This is a genomic window from Methylobacterium sp. WL12, assembly GCF_008039475.1.
In the GTDB taxonomy this organism is placed as follows: Bacteria; Pseudomonadota; Alphaproteobacteria; order Rhizobiales; family Beijerinckiaceae; genus Methylobacterium; species Methylobacterium cerastii.
Window position 1 is genome coordinate 1 of the sequence record NZ_VRUW01000042.1, and the last position, 16,214, is coordinate 16,214.

The following is a 16,214-nucleotide window of genomic DNA, read 5'->3' on the forward strand; positions in this document are numbered from 1 at the left end:
GGGCGGGGCGATGGGCGCACGGAACACGGCCGGGGCATGCGGATGACGGACGCCCCCTCGCAGTCGGTCTCGGATTCCATCGCCCGCCGCGGGCTGATCCTGATCCTGTCCTCGCCCTCCGGCGCCGGCAAGACCACGCTCACGCGCGCCATCGCCGACGACGGCGGCTGGGGCCTCGACCTGTCGATCTCGGTGACGACCCGGGCCCGGCGCCCCTCCGAGATCGCCGGGCGCCACTACCACTTTATCGAGCGCGAGGCCTTCGAGGACCTGCGCGCCCGCGACGACCTGCTCGAATGGGCCGAGGTCCACGGCAACTTCTACGGGACGCCGCGGCGCCCAGTGGAGAAGGTGCTCAGCGCCGGCCGGGACATGATCTTCGACATCGACTACCAGGGCACCCGCCAGGTGCGCGGCAAGCTCGCCGACGACGTGGTGACGGTGTTCATCCTGCCGCCGAGCCTGGAGGAGCTGCGCCACCGCCTGGAACGCCGCGCCGAGGACAGCCCGGAGACGATCGAGAAGCGCCTCGCCAACGCCCGCGTCGAGATCCAGCGCTGGAGCGAGTACGACTACGTCATCGTCAACGACGACTTGCAGAACGCCTTCGACGCCCTGCGCGGCATCCTGGCCGCCGAGCGCCTGAAGCGGACGCGCCGGACCGGCCTCGAAACCTTCGTGGACGGGCTGCTCGGAAAGGACCGCGAGGGCTGAGGCGGGCCGCCCCTCATCCCACCCGATGCGCGGCGGACGTGTCCGGCGCGCAGAGCCAGGCCTTGAGCGCGTCGAACGTCGCGGTGCCGGTGGCAAGCGCCGCCTCCGCCTCCGCGTCGCTCGACAGGAGGTCGAGCCGCGCTCGGAACGCGTTCCACATCAGGCCCGTCTGCCGTCCATGTGCGCGGTAATAGACGAGGCCCGCATCCGCGAACCCGTGGAGCGCGCCGATGTGCCGGCCGATGACCTGGCCGCCGAGCGTCGAGCCTTCGAGCACGTAGAGCGCGCCCATCGCCGCCGCGGCGTCCGCGAAAGTGACGCCCGAGGGCTGGGGCAGGGCGGCGATGTCGGGTTCAAGCATGCCGAGATGGGCGAGGTCCGCCTCCAACGCGGCCAGCCGCCGCCGCGGACCCCAGAACGCCGCGTCGGCGAGGGCGTCGCCGATCGCCGGCTCGTAAGCCGAATGGAAGCCGTGGAAGCGGGCAAGGAGGTCGCGATACCCGTCCCGGGTGGCGACGCGCGCGCGCCAGTCGAGCGCGTCTTCGAGGCCCTGGTGCGCCGAGGCGGTCGCGGCGCGCAGCCGCTGGTGCAGGCTCACGCCGTGATCGTGAAGCAGGCGCCGGGCGCGTTGTCGACGTCGAGGCGGGCGTTGATCTGGTCGAGCATCGCCCGGATCAGCTTCATCCCGAGGCCGACCCCGGTGCCGTTGGCGCGGGGCTTGGTCTCCGACCAGCCCTCGGGCAGGCCCTCGCCGTCGTCGCAGACGCGCAGCCGCACGGTGCCTGCGCCGTGGCCCGAGACGGTGACCGCGACGCGGCCGACGCCTTCCGGCTTGGCGGCGTACTTGAAGGCGTTGGTCACGAGCTCGGTCGCGATCAGCGAGAGCGCCACCGCCTTGCGGTAAGGCACCATCAGGCCGGGCTCGGCGGTGAGGTCGACGGCGTGTCCGCCGCCGGCCATGCCGGCGAGGTCGGCGCACAGAGCCTCGATGGTCTGGCCGAGGTCGACCTCCTCGACGTTCTCCGCCTGGTAGAGGCTGTCGTGGACGCGGGCGACGCTCATCACCCGGGCGGAGGTGTCGGCGAAGGCCTGCCGGGCGGCCGGATCGGTGACTTGGCGCCGCTGCATCTGCAGGAAGGCCGAGACGATCTGGAGCGAGTTCTTCACCCGGTGGTCGATCTCGCGGGTCAGCAGATCCTTCTGGGCGAGCAGGCGCTCCTTCTCGGCGAGGAGGCCGGTGAGCTCGTCGATCTTTCGGCGCTGGCGCAACACGACGCCCTCGACCGCGTGGGCCAGCGAGCCGGCCAGCGAGACCTGCCAGTCGGCCCAGGGGGTGGCGAAGCCCGTGCGCTCCTCGACCCAGCGCTCGAACGAGCGCCGCGGCAGTACCGCGACGGGCCCGCTGCCGGCGAGCACGGGCTTCCGGGGGTCGCCGCTCCACGTCACCGTGCTCGACACCTCCGGCCGGAACCACAACAGCAGGTGCTCGCGCGACTCGTCGACGAAGGCGGCGAGCAGCCCGCTGGCGATCTCGCGGTGCGCGGCGGCGGCGGGACACTGCGTGGGGAAGTTGGCGTCCGCGTAGGTCGTCTCGGCCGGCGCCAGCGTCTGCTTCAGCCAGTCGCCGATGGCGCGGACGGCCTCCTCGGGCGGCGTCGCGCCGATCAGCGTCGCGCGGGCGCCCGAGACGATGGCCGCGCCCGTCGAGCCGAACAGGTCGAGGAGGGTGGTCGAGCCGGCGGTGAGCGCGGCGACGAAGTCGTCCGAGCGCGTGAGGCCGCGGACCAGGCGTCCTTCGGTGTCGAGATGCGCCTGCCGCTCGGTCCAGAGCCGGCGTGCCTCGATCTCCTGCACCCGCATGGCGAAGGCGTCGGTCAGCACCGTCGCGGCGGCACGGGTCTCGGGGGCGACGTAGTGCGGATGGCGGTGATGGCCGATCATCAAACCCCAGAGCCGCCCCTCGACCATGATCGAGATCGACATCGAGCCGTTCACGCCGAGGTTGCGCTGGTACTCCAGGTGGATCGGCGACAGCGTCCGATGCTGCGCGAAGGTGAGGTCGATCGGCCCGTTACCGGCCGCAGGTGCCGCGACCAGCGGCACCGGCACCGAATCGCGGTCGATTACGAAGCGGCTCTTGGCCTTGGTGTAGAGCGCGCGCGCCTGGGCCGGGATGTCGGAGGCTGGAAACCGCAGGCCGAGCAGGGCGCGCGACCAGTCCGGCACCTTGTCCTCGGCGATGGCCTCGCCGTTCCAGTCGCTATCGAAGCGGTAGACCAGCACGCATTCGAAGCCGGTGAGCGCACGGACTTCGAGGGCGGCGATGCGGGCGGCGCCGTTCAGAGTCTCGGCGGCGCGGAGCCGGGTGACGGCGAGTTCCGAATCGGTCTGGGTCGCGACCCGGAAATCCTCCGGATGCTCGGGTTCGAGCTCCAGCTCGACGATGACCCGGCCGGAATGGGCGTGGACGATGGCGTAGTAGCTGGCGCGGTCGTCGCCGGCGAGCTTGATCGTACGGCGGATCGAGCGCCCGTCGTCGAGGGTGGCGCTGGCCAGCCGCTGGCGGATCGTCTCGACGAAGGCGCTCGGCAGCACATCGGAGAGCGGCAGGCCGGCGATCCGCTCGGGCGCACGGCTCAGCACGTCGCGGACGTTGGTGCTGTGGGCCAGGATCTCCAGCGTGCCGGCGTCGGCCGCCAGCATCACAGCGTTCGGCTGGATCGAGCCGGGGATGTGGATCGGCTCGCGCTCGCACAGCTGCGGATCGACCGGCTCGGCCCGGACCCGGCGGCCGATGGCAGCCATCACCGCCTCGCGCGGCTGGCCGGCGCCGAGGGTCTCGACTGGGCTGATCGTCAGCCAGGTGACGGCAGCCCCGCGCCGCATCCGCACCCGGGCGCGCAGCGGCTGCGGCATGCGCCCGAACACGAAGTCGAAGCTCTCGTCGAGCTGCCCGCGGCGCGTGCCCGAGAGGAAGCGACCGAAGAAGCTCGGCACGTTGGTGCTGGGCACCACCTCGCGGAAGTAGTTGCGGCCGACCACGGCGTCGCTCGACAGTCCGGTGAGCGCGCTCGCGCCCTCGCTGAACGACACGATCGTCCCGGCGGCGTCGAGCCCGATCACCCCGATGTCGAGGCCGTCGCGCTGTTCGGCCGTCATGGCGTCCATGTCGATCGCATCGCCGTCGGCAACGATCGTCGTCATCAGGAATGGGACCGGCTCATCTGCGGCCCGGTATGACCCGTGGGACGGGCGGGCGCAATGGCGTCCGCACTACGCCGCGCGACGCGTTCGAGCACGACGATGCCGCGCGATGCGATCAGCGCTCAAGTCTTTGTATGAGATCAGACAATGCGCTCGCAAGCCCCTCTTCGACCGTGGGATGGTAGATCGGCCGCGCCCGCATCGCCTGGGCGGTCAGGCCATCGCCGATCGCGTGGGCGAGGAGGTGCGCGAGGTGCTCGCAGGACGGCCCGAACATCTCGCCGCCAAGCAGGCGCCCGCTCCGATCCGCCCAGAGCCGGATGCCGCCGCGGTTGACGCCTTCGACCCGCGCCCGGCCCTGGTCGTCGAACCGCATCCCGCCGACGACGCAGTCCGCATCGGCATCGAACGCCGCCCCGACGCTCGCCGCCTGCGGATGGGTGAACACCATGGCGAGCGCCGGCCAGGGTTCCGGCGCTTCGAGGCTGGAGCCTACGGCGAGCGCAGCGGCGTTCCGGCCGGCGATGCCGCCCTGGCGACTGGCCTCGTGCAGGACCGGCAGCACCGCGTTGGCGTCGCCCGCGATCAGGATCGGCGCGCCCGCGCAGAGGAGGGTTCGTGCGTCGAAGTCCGGCATGCCTGATTCGTCGAGGCGAAGGCCGACCTCCGCGAGCCCGAGGCCTTGCAGGTTGGGTGGCCGCCCTGCGGCGGAAAGCACCCGCGCGAAGGTCTGCGTGCGCCGGGCGCCGTCCGCCTCCGTCCACGTCAGTTCTGCGCCGCCGGCGACGGGCTCGGCCGCGACGAGTTCCGAGCCGAGGTGAAGGGCCATCTCGTCTGCGAAGATCGCGGCGGCCTGCTGCTGGAGGCTCGGCTCGCTCAGACCGGCGAGGCCGAACCCGGTGTCGAACACGCTGACGGCCACGCCGAGCCGCGCCATCGCCTGGGCGATCTCGATGCCGACCGGGCCGCCGCCGACCACCGCCAGGGTTTCCGGGAGGTCGGGACGCTCGAACACCGTGTCGGTGGTCAGGACCGCGTCGCCGAGGGTCCGAAGCGGCTTCGGCATGCGCGGGCTCGACCCCGTCGCGATCACCGCGGCATGGAAGGCGACCCGAAGGCCGTCGCCGACCGCGAGGGTCCGGGCATCGAGGAAGCGGGCCTCGCCGGCCAGCCGCTTGGCCTTCGGGATGGCGTCGACCCCATCGAGCACCGCGGCGACGAAGCGGTCGCGCTCGGCCCGCACCCGCGCCATCACCGCGGGACCGTCGATCGACACGCCCGCAACCGCGACGCCGAACAGGCTCGCGTGCCGGGCGTCGTGGGCCGCCGTGGCCGCGGCGACGAGCAGCTTCGAGGGCATGCAGCCGACGCGCGCGCAGGTTGTGCCGCCCGGCCCGCGCTCGATCAGGACGGCGTGGGCGCCCGCCGCCTCGGCGGCCCGGAACGCGGCGAGCCCCGCGGTGCCGGCTCCGATCACCGCGACGTCACAGCTCTGGTGGGTCATGATCGTCCAACGGGCGGGATCGCGGGTCCGGGCGACGGGTCGAAATCCCCTCGGACCTCCCCTCGTCGGCGCGGGCGGCCAACGCCTCGAACCCTGTGTGGGTTCGAGGGCCGGCCCGCGACCGGTTGCCCGCCGCTCAGTTCGGCTTCGGCATCGCCGGGGCCGGCATGGTGCTGGCCTGCTTCTCGGGGTTCTTCAGCTGACTGTAGACGAGGTTGCTGAAGCTGCCGATGGTGGTGTGCCAAGGCAGCTTCACGTCGTCGGTATCAGGCTTCGCAGCCTTGCAGAACGCGGTCGTCAGGCCGTTGACGATGTCGTCGTCCCGCCCGGCGGGGAGCGCGGACTTGATCTTCGGCAGGAGCGCATCGATCCGCGGGATGAAGTCCTCCTGCTTGAGGCCCTTCAACTGCCCGATGGCGTCGGCGTCGGCCACGGCCTTCGCCACATCCGGCTGTTCGATCTCGGCGCAGGGCGCGTTGCCGGCGAGCATGGTGCTCGTCGCCTTGCGAGCGTCGGCCGCCACGCCGGACTTCAGGACGGGCGCACTGTTGCCCCAGGAGTTGCGGATGTAATCGGTCACGTCAGCGACCTGCTGGTCGGTCATGCCCTGGCCGATCGCCGTCATCGGCGCGTAGCCGCTCTGGGCGCCGAGCCCGCCGTAGATCACGCGCAGTACCGTCTCCGGGCCGGCCGACTGGACCGAGGTGTTGCCGGCGAGCGCCGGAATCGCGCCCTCGACACCCTTGCCGTCGGGCTGGTGGCAAGACGAGCAGTAGCTCAAGTAGACGCCGGCACCGGGTGCGCCCTTGGTGTCGAAGGCCTGGAGGTCCTTGGATTTGTACGTCTGCTTGGCCTGGTAGGTCCGCAGGTACGCGACCATCGCCTTCAGGTCGGCGTCGGTCATCTTCGAGAGCGATTCCTCGATGGTCTGGCGCATCGGGCCGGCCGCGACGCCGGGCTGGTTGCCGGGCGCCGTGCCGGTCTTGAGGTAGGTCACCACCTGCTCCTCGCTCCAGGAGCCGATCCCCTGGTGGTCGTCGGGGGTGATGTTCGGGGCGTACCAGCCATCGATGACGCCGCCGCCGAGCTTGCCGGCCAGGCTGCTGTTGCCGACGATCTTATTTTCGTTGTGACACATGCCGCAGTGGCCGAGCCCCTCGACGAGATAGCCACCGCGGTTGACCTCGGCGGTGGCCTTCGGGTCGGGCTTCCACTCGCCCGACGTGAAGAAGGCGGTCCGCCAGGTGATCAGCGCGGTGCGGATGTTGAAGGGGAACGGGATCTCGTTGTCCTTGCGCGGCTCCTTCACCGGCTCGAGCGAGCGCAGGTACGCCCAGATTGCTTTCACGTCGTCGGTCGTGACCTTGGTGTACCAAGCAAAGGGGAAGGCCGGGTAGAGGTAGTGCCCCTCGTTGTCGATGCCCTCGTGCATCGCCTTCACGAAGTCCGCCTCCGTCCACTTGCCGAGGCCGGTCTCGTCGTCCGGCGTTAGGTTGGGGGTGCGGATCTTCCCGATCGGCGTGTTGAGAATGTAGTTGCCGGCCAATCGCTTGCCGCTCGGCCCCGTGTGGCAGGCGACGCAATCGCCGGCGGTGACGAGGTACTCGCCGCGCTTGACCAGGTCCTGGTCCGCGCCCTGGGCGAAGGCGTCGATCGGCACGGCGGAACCGAGCAGGAAACCGGAGGTTGCGGCCACAGCGAGGATGCGACGCATGATGCCCAATCTCCGATAGCCGCAATTGAGAAGCATAATAATTCAGCTTGGCGGTCGCGCGTTGAACGCACCCGCCGAGACGGAAGTTCCTGTCGCGCTGGCCTGTGCGGTGCGACCAAGCGTCAGGTGCTCGCGGCTGCGCAGGCGCGGCACGAGGTCCCCGAGGTGTGCGACCAGCGATGCGAGCATCCAGCCCGCGACGACCGGCCACGGGGCCTGGACCAGGGCCGCCCGTACGGCGAGCATCAGCGCCGCACCCGAACCAAGGTTGCACAGAAGCGCGAGCGGAGCCGGCCCACGGCCAGTCCGATGCCGCAGCGCGAGCAGAACGATCGCTTCGATCGCCACGAGGACGAGGATCGCATCGACGATCCGTCCGCTCGCGAACCACGCCGCCATCATGCGGCTCCGAACGGGCCGTTGAGCCGGACGATCGCGCGGTTGAGGACGCCGGCCACCGTCACCCAGGCGAGATAGGGCGCGAGCAGCAGGGCCGCGAGCCCCGAGACCGGCAGCGTCACGGCGATCAGGGCGACCACGGAAAGCCAGAGCAGGACGAGCTCGAAGAACGCCCAGTCCGGCCGCTCCGCACGGAAGAACAGGGCGCTCCACGCGATGTTGAGGACGCTGTTGACGGCGTAGGCCGCGAGCAGCGCGACGCGCTGCGGCTCGTCGGCCTCGTTCCAGGCGATGACGGCGGAGACGACGCACAGGGTGAAGATCGTCGCCCAGACCGGCCCGAAGGCCCAGTCCGGCGGCTTCCAGGCCGGGTTGCGCAGGGCGCGGTACCAGGGGCCGGTGGTGGTCAGCACGCCGCCGGCCAGCGCCACCACGAGCGCGGACAGGGTGGCGACCGTGGCCGGCATCCAGACCTCGCTCAAGGCGAGACCCAGCGGAACAGGTGCGCCATGTCCTTGAAGAAGATCTTCACGTGGGCCATCGGCTTCTTTCGCACCAGCTCCTTGTTCATGTAGCTTTCCCAGGTGAGCTGCTGCACGTCCTTGTCGCGGCAGATCGAGACGAAGCGCTCCCTCAGGGCGTCGTTGCGGTACCAGACGGCCTGCATGATCCGCAGGATCAGGAACACGCGCCCGTGCAGCTTCATGAAGCGGCGGCGCGCCTGGGTGAGGGCGCGGACGTCGCCCGTGGTGAGGAAAGCCTCGGCCGCCTCGGCCGCGAGACGTCCGCCGAGCATCGCGTAGTAGATGCCCTCGCCCGACGCCGGAGCGACGATGCCGGCGGCGTCCCCGGTCAGCAGCACGTCGCGCCCGTTATCCCACTTCTTGAGCGGCTTCAGCGGCAGCGGCGCGCCCTCGCGCCGGACCGTCTTTCCGGCCGCGAGCCCGGTCGACTCGCGCAGGTTCCGGATCGCGGTGCGGAGCGAGAAGCCCTTCTTGGCCGAGCCGGTCCCGATGCTGATCGTGTCGCCGTGCGGGAAGATCCAGGCGTAGAAGTCGGGCGAGTGCTTGCCCTGGTAGAACACGTCGCAGCGCGTGGCCGCGAAGCTCCCGCTGCCGTCCGCGGGCGGGCGGACGATCTCGTGATAGGCGAAGACCTGTTTCATCCCGGCATGGTCCGGGATCTCGGCCCGTCCCACCGGCGAGGAGGCGCCGTCGGCGCCGATCACCAGCTTGGTCCGGACTGCGTGCGCCGCGTCGCCGACGCGGTAGTGGACCGTGGTCCCGTCGGCGTCGCGGACGATGCGCTCGTAGGTGCCGGGGCGGTAGTCGGCACCGGCGAGCGAGGCCCGGTCGCGCAGCCACGGATCGAAATGCTCGCGATCGACCATCCCGACGAAGCCGTCGCCGACCGGCATGTCGACGGCCGTGTCGGAGGGCGCGATCATCCGTGCGAGCTTGATGCGGGCGACGATCTGCGCGTCGGGGATGGCGAAGTCGCGAATCGCGCGCGGCGGGATCGCGCCGCCGCAGGGCTTGATCCGCCCGGGCTTGTCGAGGAGCAGCACGCTGCGCCCCATCCGGGCGAGGTCCGTGGCGGTGGTGGCGCCCGCAGGGCCACCGCCGACCACGACGCAATCGAAGAATTCGGCGGCCTCGGACATGCTGTGCTCCCTGGCGCGTTTTTCTGATGGATCCGGCGCGACGGCGCCCGAAGAGGTCAGGTCCGACATCGGCTTAGAATCGGGGTTCCAGTTGAAGCTTCAGCGTTCGCTCGCGCTGCCCGCGCGGCACGCGCGTCGCGCCCGCATGCTCGATCCGCAAAGCGATCACGGTGGCGAGCACGAAGAGCAGCGCCTCGGCGAGGAAGACCGCGGCGTAGGCCTGAACCGCCTCAGGCGTGACGAGGCGCGCGAGGTCCACCGCGACCGTGCCGAGGAAGCCGCCCGCGCCGAAGGCCACGCCCTGCGCCGCGCCCCAGACGCCCATGCGGGTGCCGCGCTCGGCCTCACCGCCGGCGCCCGCGAGCGCCATCATCGATCCGATCGCGGCGACCGCGAAGACGCCGTTGAACAGGCCGAGGCCGAAGACCACGGCGCGCAACGGGAAGTCCGGCCCGACGAGGCCGCCGGCGGCGATCCCGGCGAGCATCGCGCCGGAGCCGGCGCAGCCCAAAGCCGTCCAGAGCTTGAGCGAGCCGAGCCAGGGACCGCCGACGCCCATGGTCAGCCCGGCGACCATTAGCATGCCGGCGAGCACGCCGCCGTGCTGCAGGCCGGCGAGCTTGGTGGTCGTGCCCGGCGTCATCGCGAAGACGAGGCCGGCGAAGGGTTCGAGGATCAGCTCCTGGGCGCTGTAGGCCAGCATCGCCACGAAGATGAACACAGTGAAGCGGCGCGAGGCCGGTTCGGCCCAGACCTTGGCGAGCACCGTCCGGAACGGCGCCTTGGCCGGGCCGGCGGGCTCCGCGCGCGCCGGCGCGGCGGCGGGCTCGACGCCGCGCACAGCCAGGCACGCGAGGACGAACGCCGCGAGGGAGACAGTGCCCGAGACCGCCATCAGCCGCGCCCCGGAGAACGGATCGAGGAAGTGCCCGGCGAGCGGCGCCGTGACCGCGAAACCGGCGATCATCATCACCCAGACGATCGTCGCCGCCGCGCCCCGGCGCCGGTCCTCGACGCCGGTGGCGAGAAGAACCAGGAGCGAGGTGCCGGCTGCGCCCGCGCCGATACCGACGGAGAAGAAGGCCAGCACCGCGAGGGCGAGGCCGGCGAAAAGGTTGGTCTCGGCCAGCGCGGTCGCCACCGCGGCGAGGAAGCCGCCGAGCGCCAGCGCGGCCATGCCGCCGACGATCCAGGGGGTGCGGCGGCCGCCGACGTCGGAGCCGTAGCCCCAGCGCGGGCGCAGCACTTGGACCGCGTAGTGGAGGGCGACAAGGGCGCCCGGCACGATCGCAGGCAGCGCCAGCTCCACCACCATCACCCGGTTGATGGTCGAGGTCATCAGCACCACGACCGCGCCAAGCGCGGTTTGGACCAGCCCTAGGCGGACGATTTGCATCCAGGAGAACCCGGATGACACCGTGGACGAGGACAAGGCGGCCATCACGGCACTCCCACGAGCGGACGGAGCGCGAAGGCGGCGACCAGCATGCCAAGCACGTAGAGGGTGGTGCCGGTGCCGTTGTACCAGGCGGCCTTCTCGCGCGGCGCCGCGAGCAGGCGGCGCATCAGTGCGATCTGCCCAAGGAGCAGCATCGCGACGATCGCCGCGTGCCACCCGCGGCTCCAGGCGAAGAGGAACGCGATCACCGCTGCCTGCGGCACCGCCATCACCAGACAGGCGAAGCGGGCGGCCCCGGGGATGCCGAGCTGGACCGGAAGCGAGCGGATGCCGGTGAGGGTGTCGCCCTCCACCGACTTGAAGTCGTTCAGGGTCATGATGCCGTGAGCGCCGATCGAGTACAGGGCGGCGACGATCAGGACGCGGTGGTCGGGGACGGTCGCAGCCATGACGGCGGCGCCCGTGAACCAGGGCAGCCCCTCGTAGCAGATCGCCACCGCCGAGTTGCCCCACCAGCCGTTGCTCTTCAGGCGCATCGGCGGCGCGCTGTAGAGCCAGGCCAGGACGAGGCCGAAGATCGCAGCGCCGAGGATCCAAGGCCCGAGCGCGGCGGCGACGAGGAGCGACAGGCCGGTCCAGGCCGCGGCGACGTAGAGCCCCCAGCGCCCCGGCATGCGGCCGGAGGGAATCGGGCGGTTCGGTTCGTTGATGGCGTCGACGTGGCGGTCGTACCAGTCGTTGACCGCCTGGCTCGTGGCGCAGACCAACGGCCCGGCGAGGACGACGCCGGCCATGATCACCGGCCATTGCCCATGGGTCGGCTGCCCCGACGAGACCACGCCGCAGGCGAAGGCCCACATCGGCGCGAACCACGTGATCGGCTTGAGCAGTTCGACGAGTGCACTGGGAGCCGGTGTCGCCATGTCCGGAGGCTAGGTTTCCGGCACCCAAGGTGTCAAGCGAAGATGACAGTTCGAACGGTCAAAGTTTTTGACACACCCGGCTGCGAAACGTCCCGCCAGACATCTCGTCCGTGCCTGGCGGTGTGGGTCGAGGGATTCGATCGACGCCGGCTTTCGTCGCCGAAGGCATGCTCCGGAGGGACGGTGACGTGCGCGCGGGCAACACGGTCGTCGTCCCGCATGCGAGGGTCAGGCGTCGGGAAAGTCCGGCCCGTCGAGGTCGCCGATGCCGTAGCGGCGCAGCTTGGCGTAGAGTCCCTGGCGACTGAGCCCGAGCATCTCCGCGGCCGAGGCGCGGTTGTCGCGGGTGATCCGCAGGGCGGCCTCGATGCACAGGCGCTCGATCAAATCGGTGGTCTCGCGCACGAGATTCTTCATCGAGACGCGGCCGACGAGCTCGGTCATCTGCTCGACCGAGCGCGGCAGCTCGTGCGAGCCCGGCGCCGCGGCGGCCACGGCGCGGCGCGGGGTGCCGCGGATGGTGAAGCCGAGGCAGGGCGGCCGCGCGTTCGGCACGGCGACGGCGGCGACCTCGACCTCCTCGACGGAGCCGAGCACGCCGCGCAGGCCGGTGGCGAAGTGCCGGACCGAGCCGTGCTCGGCCAGCGTCGCGAACAGGGTGGCGGCCTCGGTCTCCTCGCGGCCGATCCAGCGGTCGATCAGCTCGCCGCGCGCCTGCTCCACGGTCGCGATCTGGGCGAGATCGAGGAAGGCGCCGTTGGCGGTGAGGATGCGCCGCGACAGATCGGTGACGACGAACCCTTCGGGAATGCCCTCGATCACGTCGAGGAGCGGGCCGCGAGCGCGCGCCGAATCGGCGCCGACGATGGCGGCGTCGCTGACGCGAAGCAGCACGCTCGCCGAGCTGCCCTGTCGGAACAAAGAGGCCGAGATCCGCGCCGGTCCGCGGCTTCCGCCAAGCCGGGCCTCGAGGTCCTCGGCCTTGCCGGTGGCGCGCAGGCCGGCGAACAGCAGCTCGATCTCACGCGCGCTCGCCGCCTCGAACAGCTCGACCACATCCTGCCCGAGGATCCGCTTCTCGGCGCGGCCGACGAGCCGGACGGCGGCGGGATTGATCTCGGTGACCCGGCGGGTGGCCGCGTCGACCACGAGCACCGGCTCGCTGCCGAGCTGGAACAGCATGCGGTAGCGGGTCTCCGCACCGCGCAGGCGGAGGTAGTCGCGCTCCAGCGCCTGCTGGGTCTCGACGAGCTTGCGCTGCAGCGAGGCCATGGCGAGGAGGTTGCGGCCGATGGCGATGATCGAGCCGTCCGAGCCCAACCGCATCGCGGCGTAGCGAATCGGCAGATCCTCACCGGAGACGGAAGGGTGGTTGACCTGGCGCCAGCGGGTCACGCCGTCCGGCGCCGCATCGCGCATCAGCGCGTCGATCTTCGGCCGGCTCTCGACGGTGACGGTGTCGATCCACCGCCGTCCGAGCCAGGTGTCACAGCCCTGGCCCGCAAGATCCGGCGCAGCGAAGGCCGCGTCGCGGATGATGCCATCCGCGTCGACGACCAACGACAGGTCCGTCGCAGCCGCAACGAGAAGACCCGCCGCCTCTCCGCCGAGGGCCGCCAGGGTCTTGCTCAGGGCTGCGGAGGGGTTCTGCGCAGCGTGGGTGGCCAAGCCGGTCAAGTCTCACCGCTTCGTGAAGTCGCCGATCAGGTCTTTCAGCAGGCTCCCGCCCTCATATCAAGCATGAACTCGGCTGCAGCCACAGCTCGGCGTGCATCCGACGCCGTCGCATCCGCGCCGACTTGCTCGATATGGCCGGGATTGTCGATGAAGATCGGGCCGCCGACGAGGATTCGGACGCCGGGATTGAACGAGACGCGCCGAAGTTCGAGGACGGTCTTGGTCAAGGTCGGCAGAAGGACCTCACAGCCGAGCGAGAGGCCGATCACGTCGAACCATGCGGTCCGCGCCTGGTTCAGGATCTCGCCCACCGGCGCCAGCGCCGTGCTCGTCACGTCCCAGCCCGCGTCGCGGAAGAACTGCTCGATCATCGAAAGGCCGAACATGTGGGTCTCGCCGGGGCAGAGGCTCAGCAGGATGCTGTGCCCGTCCCGGTGCCCTCCGGTTTCGCCGCCGTAGCGGCGTGAGAGGTCGTGCATGATCCGCTGCAGGCGGCCCATCGCGATCGTCAGCTCGGCGAAATCGCAGAGATCCTCCTCCCACAACACGCCGAGATGCCGCGCCGTCGGCGCCAGCAGGTCGAGGAGGAGGCTGTCGAGGGCGAGCCCGTCGTCGACGAGGGCGGCGATCCGCGCCTCCACCACTTCGCCGGCCGGCGCCAGCACGAGGGAGGCGAACGCCTCGATATCCTCGGCCGTCGGCTTCCGCGGCCCGGGGCCGCGGGTCGACGCCTCCATCCGGTGGGCAAGCATCAGGCGGGGAATGATCTCGGCCTCGACGACGCGGGACAGGTGACCGTGCCAGCGATCGGAGAGCTGCTGCCGGCGAGGCGGCGCCCGTTCGTCGATCTCGCAGGCCGAAGCCATCTCGCGTGCGAGGGCCAGGATGGCGTTTCGCCCCTCGGAGCGCCTCAAGTCATCCATTGGCCCTCTCCAATGTCGCTGACGGCTTAATTGTCTTTATAACTCAGCATGGCCGGGCCTGGAAATCCCCGCGCTGTCGCCCTCTTCGGGACGACTTGACCTAGACGATACCCTTTCGAGCCGACTTGGCAATGGTCAATTCGAACCAGAATGCTTCGATGTCATTGTCATTTGAATTTGACGTAAAGCGCGCTTGACACTTTTGGGCACGGTTTCTAGGCTTCACCCCAAGCCGCCCCTTCGAGAGGCGGCCGGCCGCAGCAGGGATGGGGTGAGGCGATGGGTCCGACGGACCGGACGACACGACCACCACTCTACACGCCGGCCGAGCGCGCCCGGCGCGACGCCAGCCGCTGGACCCTGGTCCAGGGCCTTCTCGCCCCCCTTCAATTCCTCGTGTTCCTCATCAGCCTCGGGCTCGTCCTGCGGACGCTGGCCACCGGCGAGGGCGCGGTCGCCGCCAACCTCTCGGTGCTGGCCAAGACCTTTTTGCTCTACGCGATCATGGTCACCGGCTCGATCTGGGAGAAGGCCGTGTTCGGCCGCTACCTGTTCGCCCCGGCCTTCTACTGGGAGGACGTGGTCAGCATGCTGGTGCTGGCCCTGCACACCGCCTACCTCGCCGCCCTCACGCTGGGCCTCATGGGCACCACCGGGCTGATGTGGCTGGCGCTCGCGGCCTACGCCTCCTACGCGGTCAACGCGACGCAATTCCTGCTCAAGCTCCGGGCCGCGCGGCTCCAGGCCCGGCCGCATCCGCGCCCCGTCGGCGGCACCGCGATGGTGGCGCGATGAACGCGCCCTTCCTCCCGCCGAGGGCCGCGACGGCGCCCGTCGAGGCCGGCTGCGGCGACGTCACGATCCGGCAGGAGCGCGGCCAGCGCGCAGTGTTCTGCGGGCTGACCGGTATCGTCTGGCTGCATCGCAAGATTCAGGACGCGTTCTTCCTCGTGGTCGGCTCGCGCACCTGCGCCCACCTGATCCAGTCGGCCGCCGGCGTGATGATCTTCGCCGAGCCGCGCTTCGCCACCGCGATCATCGACGAGCGCGACCTCGCCGGCATCGCCGACATGAACGAGGAGCTCGACCGGGTGGTGCGCCGCCTAATCGAGCGCCGGCCCGACATCCGGCTGCTGTTCCTCGTGGGCTCGTGCCCCTCCGAGGTGATCAAGCTCGACCTCGGCCGCGCGGCGCAGCGCCTCTCCACCACCTTCTCGCCTGACGTGCGGGTGCTGAGCTATTCCGGCAGCGGCATCGAGACCACGTTCACGCAGGGCGAGGATGCGTGCCTGGCGGCCCTCGTCCCCGAGATGCCGCGGGCGGAAGCCGACGCCGCCCCGGCGCTGCTGGTGGCGGGCGCCCTCGCCGACGTGGTCGAGGACCAGTTCCTCCGCATCTTCTCCGAGCTCGGGATCGGACCGGTCGCGTTCCTGCCGGCGCGGCGCGCGGGCCAGCTGCCGGGCGTCGGGCCGAACACCCGCTACCTGCTCGCCCAACCCTTCCTCACCGACACGGCCAAGGCGCTCGAGGCCCGCGGCGCGACGCGCCTGCCGGCGCCGTTCCCGCTCGGGGTCGAGGGCACGACGCGTTGGCTCAAGGCCGCCGCCGACGCGTTCGACGTGCCGGAGGCCCGCTTCGAGGCGGCGACCGCGCCGGGCCGGGCCCGCGCCGGGCGCGCCCTGGAGCACCACCGCGAGAAGCTTGCGGGCAAGCGCGTTTTCTTCTTCCCCGATTCGCAGCTCGAGGTGCCGCTCGCGCGGTTCCTGTCGCGCGAGATGGGGATGGGCCTGTGCGAGGTCGGCACGCCCTACCTGCACCGCGGGCATCTGGCCGAAGACCTCGCCCTGCTGCCGGACGGCACGCAGATCGTCGAGGGCCAGAGCCTCGACGAGCAGATGGACCGGGCCCGCGTCGCGAAGCCCGACCTGACGGTCTGCGGCCTCGGCCTCGCCAACCCGCTGGAGGCGGAAGGGCTCGCCACCAAGTGGTCGATCGAGCTGCTGTTCACGCCGATCCAGGGGTACGACCAGGCCGGCGACCTCGCCGAGCTGTTCGCGCGCCCGCTCGTGCGCCGCACCCGGCTGGAGGTCTGAG

Annotated in this window: 14 protein-coding genes; 3 read left to right on the plus strand and 11 right to left on the minus strand. The window is 70.9% G+C overall.

The window, feature by feature from the left end; translation table 11 throughout:
- Positions 1 to 42: 42 nt before the first annotated feature.
- Complete coding sequence (gene gmk / locus FV226_RS16045; protein ID WP_147763714.1) at positions 43 to 714, plus strand: guanylate kinase; 672 nt, start codon at positions 43 to 45, stop codon at positions 712 to 714.
- 13 nt (positions 715 to 727) lie between these two features.
- On the opposite strand, the gene FV226_RS16050 is transcribed toward gmk, so the two are convergent.
- The 11 genes from FV226_RS16050 to FV226_RS16100 all read right to left on the minus strand — a co-directional run bounded on the left by FV226_RS16050 (position 728) and on the right by FV226_RS16100 (position 14,120).
- Positions 728 to 1,312: a biliverdin-producing heme oxygenase gene (locus FV226_RS16050; protein WP_147763690.1), complete on the minus strand. Its 585-nt coding sequence runs from the start codon at positions 1,310 to 1,312 to the stop codon at positions 728 to 730.
- A complete protein-coding gene (locus FV226_RS16055; RefSeq protein WP_147763691.1) occupies positions 1,309 to 3,918 on the minus strand; it encodes a histidine kinase dimerization/phosphoacceptor domain -containing protein in 2,610 nt (869 codons plus the stop codon). The genes FV226_RS16050 and FV226_RS16055 overlap by 4 nt, the downstream gene beginning before the upstream one ends.
- A 115-nt stretch (positions 3,919 to 4,033) precedes the next feature.
- Positions 4,034 to 5,422, minus strand: a complete 1,389-nt coding sequence (locus tag FV226_RS16060; RefSeq protein WP_147763692.1) for a dihydrolipoyl dehydrogenase — start codon at positions 5,420 to 5,422, stop codon at positions 4,034 to 4,036.
- Positions 5,423 to 5,558: 136 nt separating this feature from the next.
- Positions 5,559 to 7,136 carry a c-type cytochrome gene (locus tag FV226_RS16065; protein ID WP_147763693.1) on the minus strand — a complete coding sequence of 526 codons (1,578 nt, stop codon included), beginning with the start codon at positions 7,134 to 7,136 and terminating at the stop codon, positions 5,559 to 5,561.
- A gap of 42 nt (positions 7,137 to 7,178) precedes the next feature.
- Positions 7,179 to 7,535, minus strand: coding sequence for a hypothetical protein (locus tag FV226_RS16070; RefSeq protein ID WP_147763715.1), 357 nt, complete (start codon positions 7,533 to 7,535; stop codon positions 7,179 to 7,181).
- Positions 7,535 to 8,002 (minus strand): TspO/MBR family protein, encoded by a 468-nt coding sequence (locus FV226_RS16075; RefSeq protein ID WP_147763694.1) that lies wholly within the window; start codon positions 8,000 to 8,002, stop codon positions 7,535 to 7,537. The genes FV226_RS16070 and FV226_RS16075 overlap by 1 nt, the downstream gene beginning before the upstream one ends.
- 11 nt (positions 8,003 to 8,013) lie before the next feature.
- A complete protein-coding gene (locus FV226_RS16080) occupies positions 8,014 to 9,198 on the minus strand; it encodes a geranylgeranyl diphosphate reductase (RefSeq protein WP_147763695.1) in 1,185 nt (394 codons plus the stop codon).
- Between the two features lie 73 nt (positions 9,199 to 9,271).
- Positions 9,272 to 10,594: a BCD family MFS transporter gene (locus FV226_RS16085; protein WP_246691626.1), complete on the minus strand. Its 1,323-nt coding sequence runs from the start codon at positions 10,592 to 10,594 to the stop codon at positions 9,272 to 9,274.
- Positions 10,595 to 10,638: 44 nt separating this feature from the next.
- Positions 10,639 to 11,520: a chlorophyll synthase ChlG gene (chlG, locus tag FV226_RS16090; protein ID WP_147752936.1), complete on the minus strand. Its 882-nt coding sequence runs from the start codon at positions 11,518 to 11,520 to the stop codon at positions 10,639 to 10,641.
- A 228-nt stretch (positions 11,521 to 11,748) separates the two neighbouring features.
- A complete protein-coding gene (gene ppsR, locus FV226_RS16095) occupies positions 11,749 to 13,188 on the minus strand; it encodes a transcriptional regulator PpsR (RefSeq protein ID WP_147763716.1) in 1,440 nt (479 codons plus the stop codon).
- 44 nt (positions 13,189 to 13,232) lie between these two features.
- Positions 13,233 to 14,120: a cobalamin B12-binding domain-containing protein gene (locus FV226_RS16100; protein WP_238272190.1), complete on the minus strand. Its 888-nt coding sequence runs from the start codon at positions 14,118 to 14,120 to the stop codon at positions 13,233 to 13,235.
- Positions 14,121 to 14,399: 279 nt separating this feature from the next.
- On the opposite strand from FV226_RS16100, the gene bchF reads away from it, so the two are divergent.
- On the plus strand, positions 14,400 to 14,915 hold the full coding sequence (gene bchF / locus FV226_RS16105) for a 2-vinyl bacteriochlorophyllide hydratase (protein WP_147763697.1): 516 nt from the start codon (positions 14,400 to 14,402) through the stop codon (positions 14,913 to 14,915).
- A complete protein-coding gene (locus FV226_RS16110; protein WP_147763698.1) occupies positions 14,912 to 16,213 on the plus strand; it encodes a ferredoxin:protochlorophyllide reductase (ATP-dependent) subunit N in 1,302 nt (433 codons plus the stop codon). Before bchF ends, FV226_RS16110 begins: the two co-directional genes overlap by 4 nt.
- Position 16,214 lies beyond the last annotated feature (1 nt).

What these genes read in the sequence shown, in the direction of transcription:
- gmk (WP_147763714.1), top strand. Translation starts at nt 43, where the DNA reads ATGACGGACGCCCCCTCGCAGTCGGTCTCGGATTCCATCGCCCGCCGC.
- FV226_RS16055 (WP_147763691.1), bottom strand. Translation starts at nt 3,918, where the DNA reads ATGACGACGATCGTTGCCGACGGCGATGCGATCGACATGGACGCCATG.
- FV226_RS16060 (WP_147763692.1), bottom strand. Translation starts at nt 5,422, where the DNA reads ATGACCCACCAGAGCTGTGACGTCGCGGTGATCGGAGCCGGCACCGCG.
- FV226_RS16065 (WP_147763693.1), bottom strand. Translation starts at nt 7,136, where the DNA reads ATGCGTCGCATCCTCGCTGTGGCCGCAACCTCCGGTTTCCTGCTCGGT.
- FV226_RS16070 (WP_147763715.1), bottom strand. Translation starts at nt 7,535, where the DNA reads ATGGCGGCGTGGTTCGCGAGCGGACGGATCGTCGATGCGATCCTCGTC.
- FV226_RS16075 (WP_147763694.1), bottom strand. Translation starts at nt 8,002, where the DNA reads ATGCCGGCCACGGTCGCCACCCTGTCCGCGCTCGTGGTGGCGCTGGCC.
- FV226_RS16080 (WP_147763695.1), bottom strand. Translation starts at nt 9,198, where the DNA reads ATGTCCGAGGCCGCCGAATTCTTCGATTGCGTCGTGGTCGGCGGTGGC.
- FV226_RS16085 (WP_246691626.1), bottom strand. Translation starts at nt 10,594, where the DNA reads ATGCAAATCGTCCGCCTAGGGCTGGTCCAAACCGCGCTTGGCGCGGTC.
- chlG (WP_147752936.1), bottom strand. Translation starts at nt 11,520, where the DNA reads ATGGCGACACCGGCTCCCAGTGCACTCGTCGAACTGCTCAAGCCGATC.
- FV226_RS16100 (WP_238272190.1), bottom strand. Translation starts at nt 14,120, where the DNA reads ATGGATGACTTGAGGCGCTCCGAGGGGCGAAACGCCATCCTGGCCCTC.
- bchF (WP_147763697.1), top strand. Translation starts at nt 14,400, where the DNA reads ATGGGTCCGACGGACCGGACGACACGACCACCACTCTACACGCCGGCC.
- FV226_RS16110 (WP_147763698.1), top strand. Translation starts at nt 14,912, where the DNA reads ATGAACGCGCCCTTCCTCCCGCCGAGGGCCGCGACGGCGCCCGTCGAG.